The following is a 233-nucleotide window of genomic DNA, read 5'->3' as shown; positions in this document are numbered from 1 at the left end:
ATCACCTTTGCTATTGCGATGGTGGCCATCGTGGTCACCGTTCTGGTATTCGGCTTCCCGCTCGGTTGGCTGATCGGCGGGACCATGCTGCTGATCAGCGCCCCGGTGTGCTGCACGAGGTTCCATGGGACCTCAACGCTGCGCTGGGCGGCCCGGTGGGTCAGCGGACGGTGGGGCAAGGCCACAGGCCAGGGGAAGTACCTGCGGGAGACGCGCACGGAAACGCCGCTGGA

Annotated in this window: 1 protein-coding gene; it reads left to right on the top strand. The window is 66.1% G+C overall.

Annotation, left to right across the window (positions count from 1 at the left end; genetic code table 11):
- Positions 1-233: hypothetical protein (locus AC3XQU_RS25030; RefSeq protein WP_489876783.1), on the top strand; the 233-nt coding region annotated here is incomplete at both ends.

Source organism: Telluria sp. AZSoR62, assembly GCF_058111565.1.
This window is presented reverse-complemented; position numbering and strand designations above follow the sequence as displayed.